General features: G+C 67.9%; 11 protein-coding genes. 3 read left to right on the top strand and 8 right to left on the bottom strand.

The window, feature by feature from the left end:
* Positions 1 to 4: 4 nt before the first annotated feature.
* The 7 genes from F8M74_RS17050 to F8M74_RS17020 form a co-directional block, all read right to left on the bottom strand.
* On the bottom strand, positions 5 to 1,567 hold the full coding sequence (locus F8M74_RS17050; RefSeq protein ID WP_141253875.1) for a pyruvate dehydrogenase complex dihydrolipoamide acetyltransferase: 1,563 nt from the start codon (positions 1,565 to 1,567) through the stop codon (positions 5 to 7).
* 6 nt (positions 1,568 to 1,573) lie between these two features.
* Positions 1,574 to 2,560 (bottom strand): pyruvate dehydrogenase complex E1 component subunit beta, encoded by a 987-nt coding sequence (locus F8M74_RS17045; protein ID WP_140861997.1) that lies wholly within the window; start codon positions 2,558 to 2,560, stop codon positions 1,574 to 1,576.
* 53 nt (positions 2,561 to 2,613) lie between these two features.
* Positions 2,614 to 3,735, bottom strand: a complete 1,122-nt coding sequence (gene pdhA, locus F8M74_RS17040; RefSeq protein ID WP_171410247.1) for a pyruvate dehydrogenase (acetyl-transferring) E1 component subunit alpha — start codon at positions 3,733 to 3,735, stop codon at positions 2,614 to 2,616.
* Between the two features lie 136 nt (positions 3,736 to 3,871).
* Entirely contained in the window at positions 3,872 to 4,618 is a 747-nt protein-coding gene (locus tag F8M74_RS17035) for a hypothetical protein (RefSeq protein WP_141253873.1), read from the bottom strand.
* A 99-nt stretch (positions 4,619 to 4,717) separates the two neighbouring features.
* Positions 4,718 to 6,283, bottom strand: a complete 1,566-nt coding sequence (locus F8M74_RS17030) for a hypothetical protein (RefSeq protein WP_141253872.1) — start codon at positions 6,281 to 6,283, stop codon at positions 4,718 to 4,720.
* Positions 6,284 to 6,357: 74 nt separating this feature from the next.
* Positions 6,358 to 7,821, bottom strand: coding sequence for an MFS transporter (locus F8M74_RS17025; protein ID WP_141253871.1), 1,464 nt, complete (start codon positions 7,819 to 7,821; stop codon positions 6,358 to 6,360).
* Positions 7,822 to 7,900: 79 nt separating this feature from the next.
* Complete coding sequence (locus F8M74_RS17020; RefSeq protein WP_141253870.1) at positions 7,901 to 8,581, bottom strand: NUDIX hydrolase; 681 nt, start codon at positions 8,579 to 8,581, stop codon at positions 7,901 to 7,903.
* 143 nt (positions 8,582 to 8,724) lie between these two features.
* Between F8M74_RS17020 and F8M74_RS17015 the strand changes: the two genes are divergently transcribed.
* The 3 genes from F8M74_RS17015 to F8M74_RS17005 all read left to right on the top strand — a co-directional run bounded on the left by F8M74_RS17015 (position 8,725) and on the right by F8M74_RS17005 (position 14,693).
* Entirely contained in the window at positions 8,725 to 11,109 is a 2,385-nt protein-coding gene (locus F8M74_RS17015) for a bifunctional UDP-sugar hydrolase/5'-nucleotidase (RefSeq protein ID WP_141253869.1), read from the top strand.
* Positions 11,110 to 13,080 carry a hypothetical protein gene (locus F8M74_RS17010; RefSeq protein ID WP_141253868.1) on the top strand — a complete coding sequence of 657 codons (1,971 nt, stop codon included), beginning with the start codon at positions 11,110 to 11,112 and terminating at the stop codon, positions 13,078 to 13,080. It abuts the gene before it with no gap.
* 77 nt (positions 13,081 to 13,157) lie between these two features.
* Positions 13,158 to 14,693 carry a hypothetical protein gene (locus F8M74_RS17005; protein WP_141253867.1) on the top strand — a complete coding sequence of 512 codons (1,536 nt, stop codon included), beginning with the start codon at positions 13,158 to 13,160 and terminating at the stop codon, positions 14,691 to 14,693.
* An 80-nt stretch (positions 14,694 to 14,773) separates the two neighbouring features.
* On the opposite strand, the gene F8M74_RS17000 is transcribed toward F8M74_RS17005, so the two are convergent.
* Positions 14,774 to 16,621: a GspE/PulE family protein gene (locus tag F8M74_RS17000; RefSeq protein ID WP_141253866.1), complete on the bottom strand. Its 1,848-nt coding sequence runs from the start codon at positions 16,619 to 16,621 to the stop codon at positions 14,774 to 14,776.
* Between the last annotated feature and the right edge of the window lie 96 nt (positions 16,622 to 16,717).

The raw sequence follows: 16,717 nt of genomic DNA, 5'->3' as shown, positions 1-16,717 counted from the left end.
CGGCCTAGAACAGCAGCCGCGTGGGGTGCTCGAGCAGCCCGCGCAGCTCGCGCAGGAACTCGGCGCCAATGGCACCGTCGATGACGCGGTGATCGCACGACAGCGTCGCCGTCATCATCTTCCGGACCGCCAGCTGACCATCGCGCACCACCGCCTTCTCGGAGACGGCACCCACCGCGAGGATGGAGGCCTGCGGCGGGTTGATGACGGCGACGAACTGGTCGATGCCGTACATGCCCAGGTTGCTGACGGTGATGGAGCCGCCGGTGTACTCCTCCGGCTTGAGGGCACGCTTGCGAGCGCGCTCCGCCAGCTCACGCACGCCCGACGCGATGGCCTGCAGGCCCTTCTGGTCCGCATCCCGGAGGATGGGCGTGATGAGGCCTTCCTCCAGCGCCACCGCGATGCCCACGTCCACGCTGTGGAACTGGACGACCTTGTCGCCCTGCAGCGAGACGTTGATCTTCGGGTAGCGGCGCACCGCCATGGCCACTGCCTTCACGATGAGGTCGTTGACGGAGACCTTGAGGTCCATCGCCTTCGCCTCTTCGCGCACCTTCGACGCCGCCTCCATGTCCACCTCGATGGTGAGGTAGAAGTGAGGCACGCCGGGCTTCACCTCCGTCATCCGCTGCGCGATGACCTTGCGCATGGACGTGAGGGGAAGCACGGTCGGCTCGGGACGCACGCCCGGAGCGGGCTGCGCGGCCGGGGCCTTCTTCACGGCAGGAGCCGCCGCCGGTCCACGCGCGAGCGCCTCCTCGATGTCGCGCTTCACCACACGGCCAGACGGACCGGAGCCACTCACCTGGGTGAGGTCCAGCCCCTTATCGCGCGCGATCTTCTTCGCCACGGGGCTGGCGCGGACACGCCGACCACCCGCCTGGGCCGGAGCCGCCGCGGGCTTCGCCGCCGCCGGCTTCTCGGGAGCCGGAGCAGCAGGCGCCTTGGGCTTCGCCGCCGGAGCGGCCGGGGCCGCCTTGGCGCCCTTCGCGGTGAGGTACGCGATGGGCGCACCCACCTTCGCCATCTGGTTCTCTCCGACGACGATTTCCGCCAGGGTACCGTTGTCGTAGGCCTCGATTTCGAGGTTGGACTTGTCCGTCTCCACCTCGGCCACGGCCTCGCCGGAGGACACCTTGTCCCCCTGCTTCTTGAGCCACTTGACGATCTTCCCCTCCGTCATCGTCGGGGACAGGCTCGGCATCTGGATGGCGATGCGGTTGTCGCCGCCGCCCGACGGCACGGAGGCCGCGGGCGCCGGCTGGGGCTTCTGCTCAGGAGGCGCGGCGGCGGGCGCGGCCTGCTTGCCGGCGCCCACCTTCTCACCCTTCGCACCGATATAGGCGATGGGCGCGCCCACCTTGGCCATCTCGCCCTCGCCGACGAGCACCTGCAGCAGGTACCCGTCGTCGTAGGCCTCGATTTCGAGGTTGGACTTGTCCGTCTCCACCTCGGCCACGGCCTCGCCGGAGGACACCTTGTCCCCCTGCTTCTTGAGCCACTTGATGATCTTCCCCTCCGTCATCGTCGGGGACAGGCTCGGCATCTGGATGGGAATGGCCATACGCGTTCAGGCTCCCTCGCGGTACAGCACCTTCTTCACCGCGGCGATGATCTTCGGTGCGTCCGGCTGGGTCGCGTTCTCCAGGTTCGCTGCATAGGACATGTTGACGTCCAGGCCCGTGACGCGCTCCACCGGCGCGTCCAGGTCGTCGAACGCCTTCGACTGGATGATATCCACCACGGACGCGCCCACGCCGGCGAGCCCCCAACCCTCCTCCACGATGACGGCGCGGTTCGTCTTGCGCACGCTCGCCAGGATGGCCTCCTCATCCAGGGGCCGCAGCGTGCGCAGGTCCAGGACCTCCGCGCTGATGCCCTCCTTCGCCAACTCCTCGGCCGCCTGCATGCAGAAGTAATACATGCGGCTCCAGGTGATGATGGTGACGTCGGAGCCCTCGCGCTTCACGTCCGCCTTGCCGAGCGGCACGACGTGCTCGCCTTCCGGCACCTCACCCTTGATGGCGTAGAGCCGCTCGCCCTCGAACATGAGCACCGGGTTCTCGTCCCGGATGGCCGCCTTGAGCATGCCCTTGGCATCCGCGGGCGTGGCGGGCGCAATCACCTTCAGGCCCGGGAAGTGCGCGTAGTTGGCCTCCAGCGCCTGGCTGTGCTGGCTGGACAACCGGCCGCCAGCGCCGCCCGGACCGCGGAACACGATGGGGCAGCGCAGCTGGCCACCGGACATGTGCCGCAGCTTGGCCGCGTTGTTGACGATCTGGTCCATCGCGAGAATCGCGAAGTTCCAGGTCATCATCTCCACCACGGGGCGCAAGCCCACCATGGCCGCGCCCACGCTCAGGCCGGTGAAGCCCAGCTCGGCGATGGGCGCGTCGATGATGCGCGCGCTCCCGAACTTGTCCAGCAGTCCCTGCGACACCTTGAAGGCGCCGTTGTAACGGCCCACTTCCTCGCCAATCAGATAGACGTTGGCGTCGCGTTCCATTTCCTCGGCGAGCGCCTGGTTCAGCGCCTCGCGGTACATCAACTCGGGCATCGTCGGCTCCGACTCGAACTCGAAAAAGGGTTGGTAGACAGGTCAGTGCGCGCCTAACGGATGAGGCCCGCCTTCTTGTCGGCCGCCTCGGCCTGCTCGCGCGGCTCCAGGTCCCACGTCACCTTCAGCTCCTGGCCACTGGGGTACGTCGGCCAGTTCACCTTCTGCCCCAGCACGCGCTCGCGGGGGCGCACGTCCTCCTCGCCCTCCTCCACGATGGTGTCGCGCCACAGTTCGTCCAGGCTGGGCTCGGGCGACTCGTCGGCGAACTTCACCGCCTGGTCTACCAGCACGTTGACCTCCTCTTCGATGGACTCGAAGACGTCGTCCTGGGCCAGCCCCTGCTTCTTGATGTAGGCGCGCAGCTTCGGAATCGGGTCGCCCTTGCGCTCCTCCTCCACCTCGTGCTTGGTGCGGTAGGTAGCGGGGTCGGCCATGGAGTGGCCGCGGAAGCGGTACGTGTTGGCCTCGAGCAGGACGGGGCCCTTGCCGGCGCGGCAGTACTCGGCGGCGTCCTTGACGGCCTCGTACATGGCCAGCACGTCCATGCCATCCACCGGCTCGCCGCGCATGTCGTAGGCGCTGGCGCGCTTGTAGATCTCCGGCACCGCCGCGATGCGGGAAATGGCCGTGCCCATCCCGTAGCGGTTGTTCTCGCAGATGTAGATGACCGGGAGCTTCCACTTGGACGCCATGTTGAACGTCTCGTGGAGGGCGCCCTGGCTGGCCGCCGCGTCGCCGAAGTAGCAGACGGTGACGCGGTCCTCGTTGCGATAACGGCTGGCGAAGGCCATGCCCGCCGCCAGGGGAATCTGGCCGCCGACGATGCCGTAGCCGCCGTAGAAGTGATGCTCGATGTCGAAGATGTGCATCGAGCCGCCCTTGCCCTTGCTGTAGCCGGTGTCCCGGCCCATCAGCTCGGCCATGACCATGCCCGCGTCGCTGCCACGGGCCAGCGGCTGGCCGTGGTCACGATACGCACTGAGCATGTAGTCATCCGGTCGCAGGGCCTCCACCGGTCCCACCGCCACGGCCTCCTGGCCGATGTAGAGGTGGCAGAAACCGGCAATCTTCCCCAGCGTGTACTGCTGACCCGCGCGCTCCTCGAAGCGACGGATGAGGTACATCTTCCGGTACATGTCCAACAGCAGTTCTTTCGAGTACGGGCTGGCCACTGCGGAATGCCTCCATGCTGGCCGCCCACGGGACTCCCGGGGCGGCAAACGCCAAGCGACTCAATAGCCGCGCGGCAGGGGGACTTCAAAGCCTTTCAAACCCCGTCCACGCCAGGTCTGTTTCAGGCGCGGTGCGTCAGGAACCCAGCGCGAAGTGCGGGACGGAAATGACGCCATCCAGCAACTCCACCGGCCGGCCCGAATGGTCGGTGGCCAGATGGATGACGGTGGCCTCTGGAAACTTCCGCCGGTAGTCGTTCGCGTGCGTGGGCTCATTGTCGAAAGCAGCCACCACGCTCCCCAGACGGCCCAGCCGCGCGTGCGCCTCCCGCTTGAAGGCGTCGTCGTCCTCGGCCAGCGTGGGCTTCATCACGAGGAGCACCCGGTCGTCATCCGGCAGCACCAGGCCGTGACGGCGCATGCAGGAGACGGAGCCTTCCCGCATGGCCTCATGGCGGCCCGTGACGTAGACGAGCCTCGCGCCGGTGGCCACCACCTCGTGGGTGAAGCTGGCCGCGCCGTCGATGGCCTCGTCGTCCACGCAGTAGTCGCTGGTGAAGAAGCGCTCGGCCCAGAAGCGGCGGGCTTCTGCGAAGTGGGACTCCACCAGGGCGTCCTCCAGGCCGCAGGCGCGCATGGCCTCCTTCATGTCCCAGCCCGTCACCCAGTGGCGCGGCTCGCAGGCGGCCAGCACGGCCAGCGAGTTAGCGACACCATACTCCCGGAGGATGCGGGCCTGCCGGGGCCGGTTGTCGAACAGGGTGGAGTCCAGGTCGAACGCCAGCACGGCGGAGGAGCCCAGGGAGCGGGCGCGCTCCAGGATGGAACGCAGGGTGTCACGCCAGTCGTCGCGGATACGCTTCTTGAAGTCGTCGTAAGCCATGTGCGCCGGGGAGATTACCCCCGCGAGCGCCAGGGCGCCGCCGAAACAGCCACCAGGGGCGTCATGCGCCCCCTCCCTGCCTGGAGCGTCAGGCCCGCCTCAGGCCGCGGACCTCCACCCCGAACGGCTGGGCGGCATTCCGGGGCCGGGGTCCGTGAAGCGCTGCATGCGCTGGATGCCGTTGCGGTCCAGCACCAGCCGCACGAACTGGACGGAGTCCTGGCTGCGGTCCGTCTCCTCCTCCACCACCGTGAAGCGGAACACCATGTCCACCGGGTAGCGCTTGGTGCCGCGGATGTGGCCCACGGACAGGTCCGCCAGGTCCACGTACTCCAGCGCCAGCTCCGGCTCGTCCATGTCGCGCAGGAAGCGCTCCACGTTGAGGCGGAGGATGTCCGTCACGCCTGTCAGGCCGCGCTGCGTGCGCGGCAGGTGCCGGGCATCCAGGACAATCTGCTTCTGGTAGCGGATGACCGTCTCCGACAGCTCGCCCTGCGTCGCGGTGAGGAAGTCATCCCGCTGGCGCAACGCCGCCACCGTGTCCGGGACCTTCAGCGCGGGCCCGTAGTCCACCCGCTCCTCACACGCGCCTATGACGCGCCCGGTGACGGGGTCCACCAGGTCCGTGGTCCGGTCCGCCAGGTGCATGGCCGCCACCCGACTGAGCATCCGGCGCAGGCCCTCCTTGATGCGGTCCTTCACCATGTACCCCACCACGAGGATGAGGAAGAAGTTGAGGCTGGCCTGCGCGTAGCGCTCCTGCGCCCAGAAGGCCACCGCGGTGGCGACCGTCATCGCGATGCCCGCGGCCAGCGCGAAGAGCATCTCCTCCCAGCCCTGCCGCTTCTGCCGCCGCTTCGACGACAGGAACAGCACGTTCATGCAGAACTTCTTCAGGAAGCCCAGCCGGAGGATGTACTCCTCGTTGTCCCCCGTGGGACTGAGCACGCTGCGCAGCCGGTGCTCCTTGCGGTACGCCTCCTCCCGCAGCACCGCCTCCATCAGCCCTTTGCGCAGCCCATGCCACGGCTCGCCGCGGGGCAGCGACTTCATGTCCGCCACCGAGCGCCGGAAGCCGCCCTCCACCAACAGGCTGACGTACTCGTCCACCAGCCGCAGCGACGCCCGCGAGCGCTCCTGCAGGTGCAGCTCCCCCACCGCGCGCAGCCACACGCGGAAGCGCGCCAGCACCTGCGTCACACCGGCCTGCATCGCCAGGACCTCGGACTCCAGCACCGCGCACGCGTCCGTGGTCAGCGCCGCGGGGCCCTCGCACCGCGACTCCACCCCGGTGGCGAAGCGGCGCAAAGCACCGCGCAGCACGCAGGACAAGAGCTTGGCCTGGTACACGACGTCCTTCTCGGACCCCATCCCCGTGCGCAGCCATGCCTCCAGGCGCACCAGCGGCGAGGTGTCCGAGCTCAGCAGCTCGTTCACCGCCATCACCGGCGTCTTGAAGCGCACGTAGTTGTGGATGTCCGCGTAGAAGTCCGCCCGCGGGTACGTCTCCGCGTCGATGTTCAGGCTCCCCGGCAGGAAGAGATACGCCTCCACGAGGTAGCGCGTCTCATCCGCCCCGGAGGGCTGATACTCGAGCTTGATTTCAAACTGCTTCCGGTCGTGGACCTCGAAGCGGCTCTGCAGTGGTGCGGGTGGCTGGGACACGTCTGGAGTCTACGCTACATCCCTGTCACGCGGGAGTGACCCCAACGTCACACATCGTTGGGGCCACACGGATATTACCCGCCAGTACCGGTCCGATTCGCTGGCACCGCCGGAGGCACCGGCAGGGTGGCCGGCACGGGCGCGGACTTCGGCTGAGGCCGGGCGTTCCACACCTGGGTGGCCAGCAGCAGCCCGAGGAAGGACAGCGGCAGCATGGCGTAGGGCCAGTTGCCCCAGTTGGCGGCGGTCTTCGCCTCGTCACCCATCGGCAGGATGGAACCCAGCAGGATGGACTGCAGCGCGGTGCCCGCGTACACGGCGCCGTCGATGATGCCAACCGCGAGGCCGGCGTTCTTCTTCCCGCCGAAGTCCATGCTGGCCGTGCCGGACAGCATGCCGTGCACGCCGATGACACACAGGGACATGAAGATGACCGTCCAGCCCAGGGCCACGCTCTCCAGGACGAACACGGAGATGACGGCGCCCACCGACATGCCGGCGTAGAGCACGGCGGACACGGGGCCGCGGCGTGAGTCGAAGACGCGGTCGCTGATGACGCCGGCGAACATGCCGCCGGTGATGCCCGCCACGCACAGCAACATGCCCCAGTTGGCCGCGACGAAGGACTCGCCGAGTCCCGTCGCCTTCGCGAACTTGGGGTACCACTGCATGATGGCGTTGCGCATGAAGCCGCTGCAGAACTCGATGCAGAGGATGATGATGATGGCGCGGTTGGTCAGCATGCGCTTCAGCACGCCCGCCACCCCCAACTGAGGCCCGGTCTCTCCGGAGGACGCGTCCGCGGTGTCGAAGTCCGGATGGCCCGCGTGGCTGGGCGTGTCGCGGATGACGAAGTAGTCCACCACCAGGAACACGGCGAGGATGGCCGCGGGCACGAAGAACGCCCAGTAGGTGGGCGCGGCCTTCACGATGAGCCGGCTCCAGTCGTAGGCGAAGTAGATGCCCAGCGAGATGAGGATGCCGAACACGCCGCCCAGCAGGCCGCGCTCGCGCACGTGGAACCAGGCCGCGTTCACCTTGACGATGGAGACCGCGCCGAAGCTCTGGAAGTACATGTTGACGGCGTAGAGGAACGACAGCGTCGCCACCAGGCCGCCCGGCGGCGCCCAGTTGTGCGTCAGCACCGCGTACACCACGCCGCCCATGGCCACGTTCGCCACCGCCGAACCCGCGGCAGCCATCAGGATGGTCTTCCGGCCACCCAACTTGTCCGTCAGCGGGCCGTTGAGGAGGAAGGCCACGCCGTACACGGCGGTGCCCCACGCGAAGATGGTGCCGAAGTCCGCGTTGGAGGTGCGGTCCCCCATGGCGCTGGTGGCCACGTTGAGGTTGTAGCGCCCCATGTAGAGGAACGCGTACGTCATGCCCAACGGGAACCAGTTGAAGAACCGGCGGCGCTTGAATGCCTCCGAGTGTCCCAACTCCACCTTGGGCAGGCGCGCGAGGACGAGGCCGATGGCCCCCAGGAGGATGAGGATGGGCAGGAACTGGGCCAGCCAGGGGGGCAGCGACGACATGCAGCGACCTCTGCGGTGGATTGCGGAACGTCGCGCACCCTACCCCGGCACGCGGCCGTGCGAAAACAATGCACGCCCTTCAGGGCTGCAGGGCGAGCAGCCGCGCCAAGGCGACTTCCGTCTTCGCATCCGGGATGTCACCGCGCCGGCACGCGTCCAACACCTCCTGGATGGGACGCCAGTGCAGCTGCGTGCCCTCCTCTAGAGGCGAACCATCCCCTTCGGGCTCCTCGGGTGACAGCTCGGTGACGTCCACCGCGGCGGGAAACACCTTTTCGGACAGGATGCCCGGCGCCAGGAAGAAGGCGCCGCCCAACAACCGGATGTCCTCCGGATTCACGTTGAACCCGGCCTCCTCACGCACCTCGGCCGCGGCGCGGCGACGCAGGCCTTCCTCGCCCTTGTCCTCCGGTTCCAGCAGTCCCGCGACAATTTCTTCCACGCGCAAGTAGCCAGACGCAGGGTCTGGAACGGTCATCGCGCCCCGGTTGTCCTTCCGGAAATACGCCGCGGGCCGGAGGTTCATCCGCGTCAGCACCTCCAGACCTGACGCGCCGCGTCGATAGACGAGCACCGCCACCGCGTCCAACCGGGGCCGGTCCACCACGTCCACGCGGTATACGGGAGAGGAAGAACCGTCCGCGCGCCGGTTGCGGCAGCGCAGCCGCCGAACCCTGAGAAAGCCCTCGTCGCATCTCGCGGTAGACGAGAAATCCTCGATGATCTCGATGTCAGTCACACTGGAATGACGCTGCCGCATGTCCGCCTGCTCTCCTGTGGAGTAGGAACGCCAATGGCAGGAACCTGGCCCGCCATGGTGGCGTTGCTTGCCCGACAAAGCTTGATCCCGTACCTTGCGCCCGCTTTACCGCTGTCTCCCCCCCGAAACACGGAATTCTCTTGATGCGTCGCCTCCTGCTCGGCCTCTGCTGCGCCCTGGCATCTGCTTCGTGCATGCCGGTGTTGGAAGGCCAGGACTACAACCTCGAGGGGCAGGAGGTGCGTCTGACGCTCCTTCATACCTCGGACATCCATTCGCGCCTCATCCCCTATGACTTCACGCCGTTGAAGACGGACGTGGACCTGGGGACCATCCCGGAAGCGGGCCCCTTCGGCGGCGCCACGCGCATGGGGGCACTGCTCAAGCGCGAGCGCTCCCAGGGCGAGCGTGTGCTGCACGTGGACTCGGGCGACTGCTTCCAGGGCGCGCCCATCTTCAACCTCAACACCGGCGAGGTGGAGTTCAAGTTCCTCTCCGAGGCGCGGCTCGACGCGGCCGTCGTGGGCAACCACGAGTTCGACGCGGGCCTCCTCAACTTCACCCAGATGGCGCAGCAGCACGCGATGTTCCCGCTGCTGGCGGCCAACTACTTCTGGGACGACTGGCGGGCGAACGGCAACCACCAGACGGCCCTGGAAGTGGAGCCGTACACCATCCGCAACGTGAAGGGCCTCCGGGTGGCCATCATCGGCATGGCCAACATCTCCTCGCTCAACTCCATCGTCGAAGGTGGCAACAGCCTCCAGGTGACGCCGCTGGAGCAGAACGAGGTGGCGCGCGCCTACGTGGACCTGCTGCGCCCCGTCACCGACCTCATCGTGCTGGTCAGCCACCTGGGCCTCCATGAGGACCAGGACGTCATCCAGGGCTACGACGCCTATTACGAGTACTCCCGCGCCAAGGCCTACGTGCAGCGCCAGAAGGAGCCCTGGCAGGTGCTGGAGTGGTTCGGCCCCGAAGGGGACGACAAGTCCGTGGTGCGCGTGCGCATCCCCGGCGTGGTGGGCGTGGACGCGGTGATGGGTGGTCACCTGCACGTCGTGCTCAACCCACCGCAGCTGCTCACCGACCCCGCGGGCCGCAAGGTGGTGCTCGCGCACTCTGGCGCGTTCGCCAAGTACGTGGGCCGGCTGGAGCTGGTGGTGAAGATGCCCGAGGTGCTCGGCACCGGTGAGGGCGGCGAAATCATCAGCCAGGACTTCCGCGTGTTCCCCATGGACGCCCTGTGGTGCGACGACGCCATGCGTCGCTTCCGTCACGATGGCAACGTGTTCTGGGCGGAGGGCCAGTTCCTCCGCGACGAGCGCGTCCGTCAGGCCATCCAGGCGTGCACGAACCAGGAGGACCGGATGACCACGCATCTGCTCCAGCCGTACATCCTGGGCATGGACTTCAACTTCCAGCTGACGTCCATCTTCTCCTACGCGCCGCGCGACGTGCAGCGCCGCAACAACTCCACGGGTGGTGACTCGCCGCTGGGCAACATCGCCGCGGACTCCATGCGCAAGCGCCGCCGCGTCGAGGCGGAGATGGCGCTCACCAACTCACTGGGCATCCGCGACAACCTCTACGCGGGCGTGGTGAGCCAGGAGTCGATGTTCAACGTGTTCCCGTTCGAGAACACCATCAACATCATGTACCTCTCCGGCAAGGAGATGCAGGAGATGTTCGACTTCGTCACCGAGCGCTCCGCGGAGCGCGGCTGCGTCAGCCAGGCGCAGATCTCCGGCGCCCGCTTCACCATGGACTGCGCCCAGGTGCAGGTGAACGATCTGCAGATCGCCTGCAACCCGGCGCTCAACGGCACGGACTGCCCCAACCAGGACCGCCAGGGTCATGCGCCGTGGCAGTGCCTGGTGGACCAGAGCAACGACTCCAGCGTGGGCCGCTGCTACGCGCACCCGGGCACCGACATCCAGATCAACGGCAAGCCGCTGGACACCACCGGCACGTACAAGATCGCCGTCAACGACTACATCGCCAAGGGTGGCTCGGGCTTCAACGTCCTCAAGCGCAACACCACCCGCATCGAGACGGGTATCTCGCTGCGCGATTCGCTCATCGGCTACATGCAGGGCTTCTGCACCTGTGAGGACATCCTCGCGGGCCGCGAGACGTCCAAGTCGGGCCACTACTGCGGCAACCTCGTCAACGGCCGCTGGACGGTGAACGAACAGGTGGTGGGCTCCTGCCGCGCTGCCGCCGACTTCAAGGCCGCGCTGGACAAGCAGGTGGGCAGTTGCGCCTGCAAGGAACTGCTGTCGCTCCCCTCGGACGCCGCGGAGCGCTGCGGCGTGCCGGGCCTGACGGCCGAGGACATCCAGAGCCAGTGCGACGTGCCGGAGGGCCCGTACACAGGCCGCTGCAGCTGCCGGGATGTGCTGGCGGGCAACAACCCCATCTGCGGCACGGTGACGAACCAGCTGCGGAACTTCTGTGAGAACCCCACCTCCGTGTCCATCGCGGACGCGGTTGAGGATTCCCGTATCGGCCGGAGGGTGAAGTAAATGAAGCGCCTGCTCTTCCTGTCGGCCCTGGCGGCGGCCGGCTGTTACACCCAGGAAACGCCTCAGCCTGATGGCGTCGCCTCGTTCCGGGTCAACCTCACGGGCATCTACACCGGCGGCACGCGTACCCCGCTGCCGGTGGTGAATGAGTGCGCCACCGCGCACGGCGGCCAGAACCAGGTGCCGCTGGAGGTTCGCGGCACGGCGGACTGCCGGCTGGCCCTGCCCCGAACGCCGGTGGACTTCGACGTGGAGATCCTCGCCCTGGACGCGAAGGGCCAGCCCATGGAGTCGTTCAACGGGCCGGTGTCCTTCCGCACGGTGCCGGGCAACCTGATGGGCGAGTACCGCTACCGCTGGACCCAGCTCACCAACGGCCGGGGCACCGGCACGGTGCGCTCCGGCCAGCTCTACGGCGACGCCCACGTCTGGGTGCAGGACGAGCCGCCCCAGGTGGATTACGCCGACGGGCAGGTCATCCCCGGCGAGCTGCCCCAGGAGCCGGCGACCCGCACCAACGCCACCGGCCTGTCGCGGATGATGAAGTTCGAGGAGCCGACCATCTCCACGGTCCAGGTTCCGCAGAACAGCGATCAGCTCACCGCGTACGCCGGGACGTACATGCGCATCGGGCGCAACCCGGAGGCCGGACCACCGCTGCTGCAGAACTGCTCCGAGGGCGACCCGAACGACAAGCAGCCGGTGACGCTGCTGGTGACGGGCACGGACCCGGGCGGCTTCTTCGTCACGGACATGACAGCCTGCCGCGTGGGCGAGAACAGCGTCCCGGGCGCCAACATCCAAACGGGTGAGCCGGACGGCAACTATCCCGGCCGCTTCAACTCGCTCTACGTCTACAACTACTCCTTCCCCGAAGGGCTCGACCCGGGCGATCTGCTGTGGTCGGTGTCCGGCTCCGTGCAGGAGTTCACCGCCACCACGCAGCTCACCTTCCCCGCCTGGACGGTGCGCGAGCGCGTCCGGCTGCTGCCCCAGTCGGAGTGGGACAAGTATCTGAAGTTGTCGCCGCCGGTGGAGATCAACGGCCGACTGTGCGGCTACAGCGGCTCGCTCTACATGACGGACCCGCTGTGTGGTTACAGCTACGGCAACTACAAGATGGAGAGCCTGGAGTCGTCACTGGTGAAGCTCAGCCGGGTGAAGTTCCCGCGCGTCTTCCACAACTGTGACGCCAACGGCAACGGCAGCGTCCCCTTCTTCTGTCCCAATACCCGAGCGGGGACGTGGGGAAGCTGCGGCACGGACAACCCGAACGATCCGGACATCGCCGAGCGGCAGTGCAACATCGACTGCACCATGGGCATTGGCCAGTTCGCGGGTGTCCACTGCGCCGAGCGCAACACGTACAACGGCTTCGGCCAGTTCGTCGTGGAGATGAACCCCACCGGCGCCGCCGCGGCGGGCCTGGACGAGTCCGTCCCCGGGCGCATCCAGACCTTCACCGCCACCGTCAACGCGGACCCCACCATCGTCAACTGGGCCCAGTCGGACACGTTCAGCAGGGATCAGCGCGTCAACGTGTCGTGCGACAAGCCGGCCAACGTGCGCTTCGGCGCCAACGGCACGCCGGTGGCGCTGGCGGCCCAGACTCCGCTGCAGCACACCATGGCCGCGGGTGAGGGCATCGTGTACGCCTCCGTCCAGAACCACGAGGACGGCACCCTCACCTGCAAGGTGGCGGCGGACGCGCGCACGCGCATCAACCTGGTCACGAAGGACGCGGTGCCGGACCTGGCGCCCGACTGCCGCGAGGATGACCCGAACGCCGAGGCGGCTCAGCAGTGCCGCAATCTGCATGCGGCCACCTTTGACGTCGTGGGCCACCTGCGGCAGGTGAGCGCCGCCCGCCCCCGGTGGAACGTGCTGCCTCGCGACGTGGACGACATCTGCTGCTACCCCGGCCCGGGCATGGAGTGCCCGCAGCCGATCCGGCCTTGCGTCAATCCGTAGTCTTCTGATGATTCTCGCGACCCGGTGACGGGAAGCAGGGAGGAGCGGTCCACTGGACCGCTCCGTGGAGAGGGACATTGAAAACGCTGCAGAAGCTGGCCCTGACCGGCCTGATTTCCCTGAGTGCGCCCGCTTGGGCCAGTGACTTCGTGGACACCCGTCTGTCGTTCGTCTTCGCGGACGACAACGTGCTCGCGGGCTCTGGTGAAACGACGCCGAACAGCCCCAATGCACGGTTCGGCGCCGGCAACCAGAACACGCAGTTCTACGACAACTTCAACACCCGGTTCTCCGGCTTCGAGTCCCTGTCGAACGTGGTGCTCTACAAGCGAGCACCGGCCTTCTTCGAGGGTTTGACGACCGAAGCGGCGCTGACGCTGCTGGTGCTCGAGCGGCCGTCGGGTGGCGTCGACATCCGCGACAACTCCAGCTACATCCGCCTCAACTACCAGCCGCCGGGCTGGAGCGAGAAGGAAGGCATCTCGCTCGTCGGCTTCCCGGTGTCCGCGGACCGTTTCCGTCTGGGCTATGCGTACCGCATCTCCTGGGGTGGCAGCGGCGTGTTCACCACCCGCGCCGCCACCAACGGCGTGCCCGGCGGCAAGCTGCAGATCACCCGCGACAATTGGTACGCGTACGTCGGCGGCAAGACGGCGCTCATGCAGAACGAGCTCATCCGCGAGGAAGAGACCAAGTACGGCCTCATGGCCGGCGCGGGTTGGGACATCCTGGAGACGCTGCGCGTCGAGGCGGGCGGCGGCTACTTCCAGAAGGGCCTGGTGCCCGGCCTGGCGACGCTTGGCGTGGAAGCGCCGGTGAACGCCGCGGGCGTGTCCGGACAGGTCGTCTACCACGTGGGTGTGCCCGTCGGCACCAGCGTGGACTTCCGGCTCTACAAGAACGACCCGGACATCTATCAGCGCTTCTTCGCGCCGGAGCAGTACCCGGGCGGCCTGTCGTACACCGTGTCGCTGGAAGGCAGCTACCTGTCGCAGACGCTGGAGAAGCCCAACGACTTCGGCGCCACCAAGCCGCAGGGCGCCACCGCCGTGGCCCTCCAAGCGCGCGCGAAGTACGACCTGCTCCGCGTCAGCCTCCTCGGCCTGTACCGCAGCCTGTCCTTCATCCAGTTCGAGGTGCCGGGCTTCCCGCCGTTCCAGGACTTCCCGGAGGGCACGGAGCTGAAGCCGGAGATGTTCATCGCGGTGGGCGCGGACTACCACCTGCCGAAGCTGCACTTCACGCCGGGTTTCATCCTCGGTGTGCAGCAGCCGGCCTCGTTCCGCAGCCCCACGCCGGTGCTGGGCGGCAACAACCCACCGCCGAACCTCATCGGCACGCGCACCGTCGTGGTGCGTGACGTGAATCAGCTCAGCATCCTTCCGGAGACGTGCGGCCGCGGCAGCGCGGCGTGCAAGGCGGAGCCCATCTACTCCGCGAAGGCCACGTTCCGCTGGGACCTGTCCGACTCCGTCGCCGCCGTCGGCGAGGTCTACTACACGTACGACACCAACCGGACCACGTTCCGGGACGACGTGACGGGTGTGGCGCAGCCGAGCTTCGAGCGCCCGCACGCGCTGGGCTTCAACACGCTGCTCCAGGCGCGCTTCTAGTCCACCGCCCTGCCCCACCGGGGCAGCCGGAAGGACTCCGCGGCCCGGTCTCTCCTCGTGGGAGGCCGGGCCGTCGCGCGTCAGACGGTCGTCATCCGCACCACCTCGTCGAAGGCGGTGAAGCCCTGGGCCAGCTTGCGCACGGCGGCCTCGCGCAGCGTGCGCATGCCGGAGCGCCGGGCCGCATCCACCATCTGCGAATAGGGGGCCTCGCGGGCGATGAGGTCTCTCAGTTCGCCCGCGCTGGTGACGATTTCGAAGACGCCCGTGCGCCCCACGAAGCCGGTGCCACGGCAACGCACGCACCCTGCCCCCTTGAGCAGGCGCACGCCACCGGGCAGCAGCGGCAGGGGCGCCTGGAGCGCGAGCAGTTCGTCCGGCGTCAGCGTCGTCTCCTGCGCGCAATGACTGCACACCCGGCGCAGCAGGCGCTGCGCCATGACGCCCAGAAGGCTCTGCGCCAGGAGGAAGGACGGCACGCCCAAATCCCGCATGCGCGCCACCGCGCCCAGCGCGTCGTTGGTATGCAGCGTGGACAGCACCAGATGGCCGGTGAGCGCGGATTGAATCGCGTTCTCCGCTGTCTCCGGGTCGCGAATCTCGCCCACCATGATGACGTCCGGGTCCTGGCGGAGGATGTGGCGCAGCGCTCCGGCGAAGTCGAGCCCCACCTTGGGCTGCACCTGCACCTGGTTGAAGGCGTCCCACACCATTTCGATGGGGTCTTCGATGGTGGTGACGTTGACGTCCGGACCCGCCAGCGCCTTGAGCGCGGAGTAGAGCGTCGTCGTCTTGCCACTACCGGTGGGGCCGGTGACGAGGATGAGCCCGTGTGGCTGGTCAATCCAGGACTCGAAGGCGATCTTCTCGTCGGGCTCGAAGCCAAGCTGGGCGATGTCCTGCACCAACGTCTCCGGGTCGAAGATACGGATGACCACCTTCTCGCCGAACGCGGTGGGCAGCGTGGACACGCGGAGTTCGACCTCGCGGCCGTCGCGCTCCGTCTTGATGCGGCCGTCCTGCGGCTTGCGGCGCTCTGAGATGTCGATGCGCGCCAGCATCTTCACGCGCGAGACGATGGGCGGATGCACCGGCGCCGGCAGCGTGTGCACCGGGTGCAGCACGCCGTCGATGCGCAGACGCACCACGCTGGTGGTGCGCTTGGGTTCGATGTGGATGTCCGAGGCGCGGTTGTCGAACGCGTAGCGCAGCAGGTAGTCCACCGCCTGCACCACGGGCCGGTCCGACGCCTCCAGCTCCTGGGTGCCACTGAGCGAGACGAGCTGCTCGAAGTTGGCGACCTGGGCTCCGGCGGCAGCGCTGAAGTCGTCGGCGGCGCGCGCCAGCGTCTTCTTGAAGCCGTAGATGTCGCTGATGGACTTGAGGATGTCCGCCTTCGCGCTGAGGACGGGCTCCACGGGCAGCCCCGTCAGGCGGTGGAAGCTCTCGAAGAGTTCCCGGTCGAAAGGGTTGGCCACCGCCACCAGCAGCCGGCCCTGCGGGGTGCGCTCCAGGGGAAGCAGCACGTGCTTCTGCGCGTAGGGCCTGGACACCGTGCGCGTGGCCAGCGCCATGTCGAGCTTGAGCGGGTCAATCTTCCGGTAGGTCATGCCGGCGGCGCGCGCGGCAGCCTCCGTGACGCGGTCCTCGTCCAGCACGCCTCGGCCGTTGGACAGCGGCACCTGGAACGCCGCCACGATTTCCACCGGAGATACGTCGTACCGCGCGGCCTCCTTGCTGCCGCCCGTGGCCCCCTGGTGGGCCTTGAGCACCCGGGCGCGCGCGGCGCCCTCGCGGGCCAGCACCTCCTGCGCCTGCTGGGGTTGCAGCAGCCCCTGGGCAACGAGCGCCTCCAGCACGAACGGCGTGGTGAAGTCATCCCGGCTCTTCGGAGCAGTGCCACCCACGCCGCTCACTGGCTGTACCAAGCGCGTCTCCTTTCACCCCAGCCGCCCGCCGGAGTGCGACCCCGAAGCGTACCAGACGGATTCCGGCACACGGCGAAGCGCCGAGCGGAAAACACC

Origin of the sequence: Myxococcus sp. CA023 (assembly GCF_010998615.1) — a bacterium.
Taxonomy (GTDB): Bacteria; Myxococcota; Myxococcia; order Myxococcales; family Myxococcaceae; genus Myxococcus.
Note: the sequence above shows the minus strand (reverse complement) of the source record. Positions and strands in the feature narration are given on the sequence as shown.